Raw genomic sequence first — 7,237 nt, 5'->3', positions numbered from 1 at the left:
GGCCGGTGTGGGGGGCGGGGGGTGGAGCAGTCGGGCGCGGGTGAGGAGGACCGCGGTGAGGGCGGCCAGTTCGGTGGCGTCGGGGGTGCCGCGTTCCACGGTGAACACAGGGTTCGGATTTGGGTTCGGGGTCGGGGACAAGGGGGCTCCTATACGGGTGGGTTGCCGTGCTTTCGTTCTGGGATGGGGGCGTGTTTCGTGCGCAGCATCGCGAGTGAGCGGATGAGGAGCGCGCGGGTCCGCGCGGGGTCGATGACGTCGTCGACGAGGCCGCGTTCCGCCGCGTAGTAGGGGTGCATCAGCTCGGAGCGGTACTCCTCGATCAGCTGGGCGCGAGTGGCCTCGGGGTTGGGTGACGCGGCGATCTCGCGGCGGAAGACGACTCCCGCCGCGCCTTCCGCGCCCATCACGGCGATCTCGTTCGACGGCCATGCGAAGGAGAGGTCGGAGCCGATCGAGCGGGAGTCCATGACGATGTAGGCGCCGCCGTACGCCTTGCGCAGGATCAGCTGGATCCGGGGCACGGTCGCGTTGCAGTAGGCGTACAGGAGCTTCGCCCCGTGCCGGATGATGCCGCCGTGCTCCTGCTCGCGGCCCGGCAGGAAGCCGGGCACGTCGAGCAGGGTGACCAGGGGGATGGAGAAGGCGTCGCAGGTCTGCACGAAGCGGGCGGCCTTCTCGCTGGCCGCGATGTCGAGCACCCCGGCGAACGACGACGGCTGGTTGGCGACGATGCCCACGACGTGGCCGTCGAGCCGGGTCAGGGCGCACACCACGTTGCCCGCCCAGCGGGCGTGCACCTCGGTGTAGTCGCCCTCGTCGACTATCTCCGCGATGACGTCCCGGATGTCGTACGCGCGCGACGGGTCGGCCGGCACGAGGTCGAGGAGTGCGTCGTTGCGGCGGTCGGCCGGGTCGTCGGACGGTTGGTGAGGGGGGAGTTCGCGGTTGTTGGAGGGCAGCAGCGACAGGAGGTGCCGTACCTCCTCCAGGCAGGACTCCTCGTCGTCGTGGACGAAAGCTGCCACGCCCGTCGTGGTGGCGTGGACGTCGGAGCCGCCGAGGCCGTTGTGGTCGATCTGTTCGCCGGTCACGGCCTGCACCACGTCGGGGCCGGTGATGAACATCTGTGAGGTGCCGCGCACCATGAAGACGAAGTCCGTCAGCGCGGGAGAGTAGGCGGCGCCGCCCGCGCACGGGCCGAGCATCACGCTGATCTGCGGGATCACCCCGGAACAGCGGGCGTTGCGGCGGAAGATGCCGCCATAGCCGGCGAGGGCGGTGACCCCTTCCTGGATGCGGGCGCCCGCTCCGTCGCACAGGGCCACCAGCGGGGCGCCGGCCGCCTCCGCGAGGTCCATCACCTTGTGGATCTTCTCGGCGTGGGCCTCGCCGAGCGCGCCGCCGAAGACGCGGAAGTCGTGGGCGTACACGAAGACGGTGCGGCCGTGGACCGTGCCCCAGCCGGTGACGACCCCGTCGGCGTACGGGCGCTTGTACTCCATGCCGAAGCCGACGGCCCGGTGCCGGCGCAGGGGCTCGACCTCGGTGAACGACTCCGCGTCGAAGAGCAGGGCGATGCGCTCGTGGGCCGTGAGCTTGCCGCGTGCGTGCTGACGTGCCGTGGCCTGCCTGTCCGGGCCGCGCCGTGCCTCCTCGTGGTAGCTGCGCAGCTCGGCGGTGCGCGTGGCAAGATCCGGCCTTTCGGCGAGCTGTGGCAGCGGTGGGCCGGTGGCCGGCTCGGCGGCGAGGGTCATCTGAGTACTCCTCGGAGAGGGGGCAAGGGTGCACGTCGGAACCAGCTTTAGGCCCTTCACCTTTACTTCTTCTACACAGCGGTAAACGGAATACTTCCGGCCGCCGATTCGGAATACGGTGATCCGCTGTCAAGCTACTGCCAGCGCAGCACCCTGACATGGGATTCCCCTGGTGACCGGGGTGACCGAGGGACAAGAATCTCATTCATCGGAGGGCGGGCTTCGGAATTCCGATGGAATGCGCGACCCGCTCACTCGGCATCTTTTCCGGTATCCGGAAAACATCCAGGGGGATCACATGAAGGTCAGCGTTCTGCGCACAGGTCTTGTCGCCATAACCGCCGCCGTCGTGGCGCTCGGCGCGCCGGCCGCGGGGGCGGTCGCGCAGGTGGCGGGGGACTCGGCCACCGGGGCGAAGGCGTCGCAGAAGGACCCGAGCTGGGACAGTGCGCAGACGGACCCGAGCTGGGACTGATCCGGCACAGAAGTAATCGCCGCGTCGGCGAAGGCCCGTTCCCGCATTCTTCGGGGGCGGGCCTTTCGCCTTTCACGGTGAGGAATTCCCTCCGCATGTGAATTGCCGGTCGGTCGACGGCCGGTTGCCGGTCGGCAATTCGCAGGAACCTTGAACTCCGAACCTTCACATGCGCAGGGGCCCCGAGTGACAGGCACCCGCTTCCTAGCCGAGCTTGTCGACGGCCTGGTAGTAGGTCCAGGCGGAACCGTCGCAGGAGGCGCGCTTGATGCCCGAGTAGGCGGTGCACACCCGCTTCAGGTCCGCGTAGAAGGCGTCGTCGAGTCGGGCCTTGTTGGCGTCGAAGGAGCCCGCGGCCTTGTAGTTGCGGTAACCGAAGTCGTGGCGTGCGCATGACATCTGGAAGGGGAAGCCGAAGGGGTTGTCGGGTGACGTGGTGCAGTAGTCGGTCGACCAGTCGAAGCCGTACGCGCTGTAGGAAGCCTGGTTGTTGCGGGCCGCCACCCAGGCGGTGTAGCTGCTCGCGCCGGTCTGGGTCCAGCCGCTCAGCACCTTCGGCTTGTCGGCGGGGGCGGCCTGGGCGGGGGCAGCCGCCGCGCCGAGGGCGAGCGGCACGGCGAGAGCGACGGCGGCGAGGGGCGTGGCGAAACGGCTGCGCATCGGGGATCCTCCGGCGGGCTGTGGGTGGGCCCGGCGCTGATGCGCGGGGCGGGCACAGCCTGGCCGCGGGGGCTATGACGCAGCCATATACGACTCAGCCCCGCAGGAAGCCGGGCGCCGCGCCGTACACGGCTCACCCCCGCAGGAAGCCGGGCGCCGCGCCGTATACGGCTCAGCCCCGCAGGAAGGCGAGGACCGCGAGGACCCGGCGGTGCGTCTCGTCCGCCTGAGGGAGGTCCAGCTTCGCGAGGATGTTGCCGATGTGCTTGCCCACCGCAGCCTCGGAGACGACGAGTTCGCGGGCGACCGCCGTGTTGGACTTGCCCTCCGCCACCAGGGCCAGGACCTCGCGCTCGCGGGCCGTGAGGCGCTCCAGCGGGTCACGCCGGCGGCGCAGCAGCTGACGGACGACCTCCGGGTCGACGACCGTGCCGCCCCCGGCGACCTCCAGGAGGGCCGACTGGAACTCCTCGACCTGGCCGACCCGGTCCTTGAGCAGATAGCCGACGCCGGAGCCGTCCCCCGAGTCGAGGAGCTCGGAGGCGTAACTGCGCTGGACGTACTGGCTCAGCACCAGGACCGGCAGCGAGGGCCGGGCCTCCCGCAGCCGCACCGCCGCGTGCAGCCCCTCGTCCGTGAACCCCGGCGGCATCCGCACGTCCGTGACCACGATGTCGGGGGTGTGCTCGGTGACGGCCGTCATCAGCGCCTCCGCGTCACCGACCGCCGCGACCACCTCGTGGCCGAAGCGACCGAGCAGGCCGATCAGTCCTTCCCGGAGCAGCACACTGTCCTCGGCCAGGACTACACGGAGTGCTCTGTCGGCTCGCAAGGGATCTCCACACGCAGTAGGGTCGGGCCGCCGGCGGGGCTGGACAGGGTCAGTCTGCCATCCAGCACGGACACCCGGTCGGCAAGTCCGGTGAGGCCGCTGCCCCGTTCAGCGTCCGCACCACCGCACCCGTCGTCCCCCACCTCGAAGACGAGCCACCCGTCCGTGTACCGGCCGACCACCTCGGCACGCCGCGCCCCGCTGTGCTTGGCGACGTTCGCCAGCGCCTCGCAGACCACGAAGTAGGCGGCGGCCTCGACCGCCTCGGGCAGCCGCCGCGGCAACTCCACCGAGACGTCCACCGGTACCACCGACCGGTCGGCGGCGTCGGCGACGGCCGCGCCCACCCCGAAGTCGGCGAGGACCTTCGGATGGATGCCCTGGATCAGCTCCCGCAGCTCGGCCAGCGCCTTGCCGGCCTCGTCGTGGGCCTTGGCGAGCTGGTCGGCCAGCGGGCCGGGCGGGGCGTCGAGACGGGCCAGGCCGAGCGCCATGGTCAGGGCTACGATGCGCTGCTGGGCGCCGTCGTGCAGGTCGCGTTCGATCCGCCGGCGCTCCGCCTCGAACGCGTCGACCAACCGGACGCGGGAACGCACGAGTTCGGTGACCTTCTCCCCCAGGTCGGTCTCCACGGGCGCGATGAGGAACCGGGTGAGTTCGGCGCGGGCCACCGCCACGGCGCCGATCACATAGCCGCTGAGAGGGAAGAGCAGCAGGCCGGCGACGGCGACGGCGAACGCCTCGGGCCAGCTGGTCGCCGTCCACATCTTCAGCACGGGCGCCTCCTCGCCATCGCCGACCGTCGCCATGAGTACCGGGGTCGCCACCAGCCCCGCCGGCATGAGGAGCGTCATGCAGAACGCCAGCAGATCGAGCGGCCACAGCACTGTCGCGAACACCAGCGTGTAGCCGAGCTCCCGCCACGTCGCCTGTTCACGGAACCGGGTACGTCCCCAGGCCAGCAGCCCCGGCTCGGCCGGCGCCCGGTGCGGTGTGCGAGCCGGCCTGCGGTCGACGAGCCCCAGCCGCCACCGCTCCACGGCCGCCACCGGCAGCCCGGACAGGGCGAGCAGCGCGAGGAGCGGCAGTCCGATCAGCACGACGGCCAGCGCACCGCCGATCGCCGCCCCGAGAACGACCGCCAGCAGCACCACGATTCCGACCGGGGCACTGCTGAGGAGATAGCCGGCGGCTCGCCAGGGCCAGCCGGAGAGCAGGTATCCGGAGCGCGTCAGGGCCTGCCACACGTTGAGTGAGCGCATGACCTCACGGTAGGAGGCGGATCTCCGCCGGGGCCATCCTCCCGGACGGAGGGTCGGGGGTAGGGCCTGCCCTACCCCAGGACTCAGCTCAGTGGTCGTGATCGGCGCGGGCCGGCGCGGTTGTCTTGGAGACGACGAGAGGGGGCCCGAGATGATGGCCTGGCTGACCGACCACGCCTTGGTGTACGGGACCTGGGGGGTCCTGGCGGCGGTGCTGTTGCTGCCCGCCCTGGAGGCGGCGCTGCCGTTGATCGGCGTGCTGCTCCCGGGACAGACGGCGGTGATGATGGGCGGCGTGATGGCGCACCACGGCCGGGTCCCGCTCGGTTGGATCGTGGTCACCGCGCTGCTCGGCGCCATACTCGGCAACGGCCTCGGTTACGCGGTCGGGCGGCGCTGGAACACCCGGCTCCTGGATCGCGTCCCGCGCCGGATGCTGCGGCCCCACCTCACCGCCCGCGCCCTGTCCGCCATCCAGCGACACGGCGGCCGGGCGGTATTCGTGGGGCGGTTCACGGCCGGGCTGCGCACCCTCGTGCCGACGCTCTGCGGGATCTCCGGAATGTCGGTGCGGTCCTATCTGGCCTGGTCCTTCGTGAGCAGCGCGGTGTGGGCGCCGACCTTCGTGCTCGTCGGCTACGGGATGGGTTTCAGCCCGGGCCTGTGACTGCTGGGAAGCCTGCAGTCACTTGCCACCGCAGCCTGTTGCCATCCGGCGCTGGTGACTGAACAGGCCACAGCCTCGAAAGATGGTTCGACAGGAGGCTACGGCAATCCAGCCGGCCTTCGCGAAAGCAGTGAACGTCAGTGAGTGGGGGACTCATGGATTTCCAGCTTCTCGGCCCAGTGGAAGCCAGACAGGGCGAACGACGCGTCTCGATGTCGGGGGCCAAGGTGCACACCGTGCTCGCCGCGCTGCTGCTCGCCCGCGGCAGGATCATCACCGACGAACGGCTGAGCGCGCTGCTGTGGGGGTGGGAACCGCCCGCCACCATGAGCGCCCAGATCTACACGTACATCTCCCGGCTGCGCAAACTTCTGGGCCCCGAAGTGGAACTGGTGCGACGCCGGCCCGGATACCTCATCCTCATCAACGATGCCCGCCTCGACATCTCGGAGTTCGAGCGGCTCGGCAGGCTCGGCCGGGCGGCACTCGCCGAGCGGCGCTACGAGGACGCGCACGAACTGCTGAGCGAGGGCCTGGGTCTGTGGCACGGGCCCGCACTCGCCAACGTCACCTCCTTCCTCGCGGACGCGGAACTACCGCAGCTGGAGGAAGCGCGCACCACGATGCTGGAGCACCGCGTCGAGGCGGACCTCGAACTTGGCCGACACCAGCAGCTGATCCCCGAACTGATCGGTCTGGTGACGGAGTTCCCGCTCCGCGAACGGCTGCGTGCCCAGCTGATGACCGCGCTGTACCGGTGCGGTCGGCAGGCCGACGCGCTGCACGTCTACCGGCAGGGCCGTCGGACACTCGCCGAAGAACTGGGCGTCGACCCCGGCGCCGACCTGACCACCGCCCACCAGGCGGTGCTCGACAACACCCTCGACCTGCCCCGCCCCCCGGCCCCGATGGCGGTGACGGTGGCGGCCTCGGCGCCGCACGCGAACTCTCCGCAGATGCCGGGCGGGCGACCGTTCAGGACCGCGCGGCCGGCCGCGCCCCACACCGTGCCCCCCGCAATGCTGCCCGCCGACATCGCCGACTTCACCGGCCGGAAGACCGAACTCGCGTCTCTCCTCGAGCGGTTGTCGCCGGCCCGGTCCGGCAGGCAGCCCGTCTTCCGGCCCCAACGCATGCTGATCACCGGCATGGCGGGGGTGGGCAAGACGGCGCTCGCCGTACACGCCGCACACGCCAGCGTCCAGCACTTCCCCGACGGGCAGCTCTACGCGAACCTGTGCCACGCGGACGGCACGCCCAAGGACCCGGCCGAGATCCTGGTACGGCTGCTGCGCGCCCTCGGTGAACCCGTCGCCGTGCTCGACGGCCCGCCCGCCGACCTGGACGAGCTGGTGCGGCTCTACCGCACCCGCACGGCCGGCAAGCGGCTGCTGATCCTCCTCGACAACGCAGCCGGTGACCTCCAGCTCGATCCCCTGCTTCCGGGCAGCGCCTCGGCCTCGGTGCTGGTCACCGGGCGGACCCGGCTGTGCGCCGTGTCCGGGTCACGCACGACGGCGTGCGCGCCGATGGAGCAGGACGATTCCCTCGCCCTGCTCGGGAAGATCGCCGGCGTACGGAGGA

The 7,237-nt window shown here is 70.9% G+C and carries 7 protein-coding genes; 3 read left to right on the top strand and 4 right to left on the bottom strand.

Annotated elements, in window-relative coordinates; all coding sequences use genetic code 11:
- Window positions 1–149 precede the first annotated feature (149 nt).
- Window positions 150–1,757, bottom strand: coding sequence for an acyl-CoA carboxylase subunit beta (locus EBH09_RS19545; protein WP_121748268.1), 1,608 nt, complete (start codon window positions 1,755–1,757; stop codon window positions 150–152).
- A gap of 298 nt (window positions 1,758–2,055) precedes the next feature.
- Here EBH09_RS19545 and EBH09_RS37910 point away from each other — a divergent pair, with 298 nt between their 5' ends.
- Window positions 2,056–2,232 carry a hypothetical protein gene (locus tag EBH09_RS37910; protein ID WP_193776407.1) on the top strand — a complete coding sequence of 59 codons (177 nt, stop codon included), beginning with the start codon at window positions 2,056–2,058 and terminating at the stop codon, window positions 2,230–2,232.
- Between the two features lie 204 nt (window positions 2,233–2,436).
- Here EBH09_RS37910 and EBH09_RS19535 read toward each other — a convergent pair whose 3' ends face one another.
- From EBH09_RS19535 to EBH09_RS19525, 3 genes are all read right to left on the bottom strand, one after another.
- A complete protein-coding gene (locus EBH09_RS19535; RefSeq protein WP_121748266.1) occupies window positions 2,437–2,892 on the bottom strand; it encodes a phospholipase in 456 nt (151 codons plus the stop codon).
- A gap of 172 nt (window positions 2,893–3,064) precedes the next feature.
- On the bottom strand, window positions 3,065–3,724 hold the full coding sequence (locus EBH09_RS19530) for a response regulator transcription factor (protein ID WP_121748265.1): 660 nt from the start codon (window positions 3,722–3,724) through the stop codon (window positions 3,065–3,067).
- Window positions 3,697–4,986 carry a sensor histidine kinase gene (locus EBH09_RS19525; RefSeq protein ID WP_193776406.1) on the bottom strand — a complete coding sequence of 430 codons (1,290 nt, stop codon included), beginning with the start codon at window positions 4,984–4,986 and terminating at the stop codon, window positions 3,697–3,699. The genes EBH09_RS19530 and EBH09_RS19525 overlap by 28 nt, the downstream gene beginning before the upstream one ends.
- 151 nt (window positions 4,987–5,137) lie before the next feature.
- Between EBH09_RS19525 and EBH09_RS19520 the strand changes: the two genes are divergently transcribed.
- Together EBH09_RS19520 and EBH09_RS19515 are read left to right on the top strand one after the other, a co-directional pair.
- Window positions 5,138–5,653 carry a DedA family protein gene (locus EBH09_RS19520; RefSeq protein ID WP_121748264.1) on the top strand — a complete coding sequence of 172 codons (516 nt, stop codon included), beginning with the start codon at window positions 5,138–5,140 and terminating at the stop codon, window positions 5,651–5,653.
- A gap of 155 nt (window positions 5,654–5,808) precedes the next feature.
- A partial coding sequence (locus tag EBH09_RS19515; RefSeq protein ID WP_121748263.1) for an AfsR/SARP family transcriptional regulator occupies window positions 5,809–7,237 on the top strand: 1,429 nt, incomplete at its 3' end.

This window comes from Streptomyces sp. E2N166, assembly GCF_003671715.1.
GTDB classification, from domain to species: domain Bacteria; phylum Actinomycetota; class Actinomycetes; order Streptomycetales; family Streptomycetaceae; genus Streptomyces; species Streptomyces thinghirensis.
Note: the sequence above shows the minus strand (reverse complement) of the source record. Positions and strands in the feature narration are given on the sequence as shown.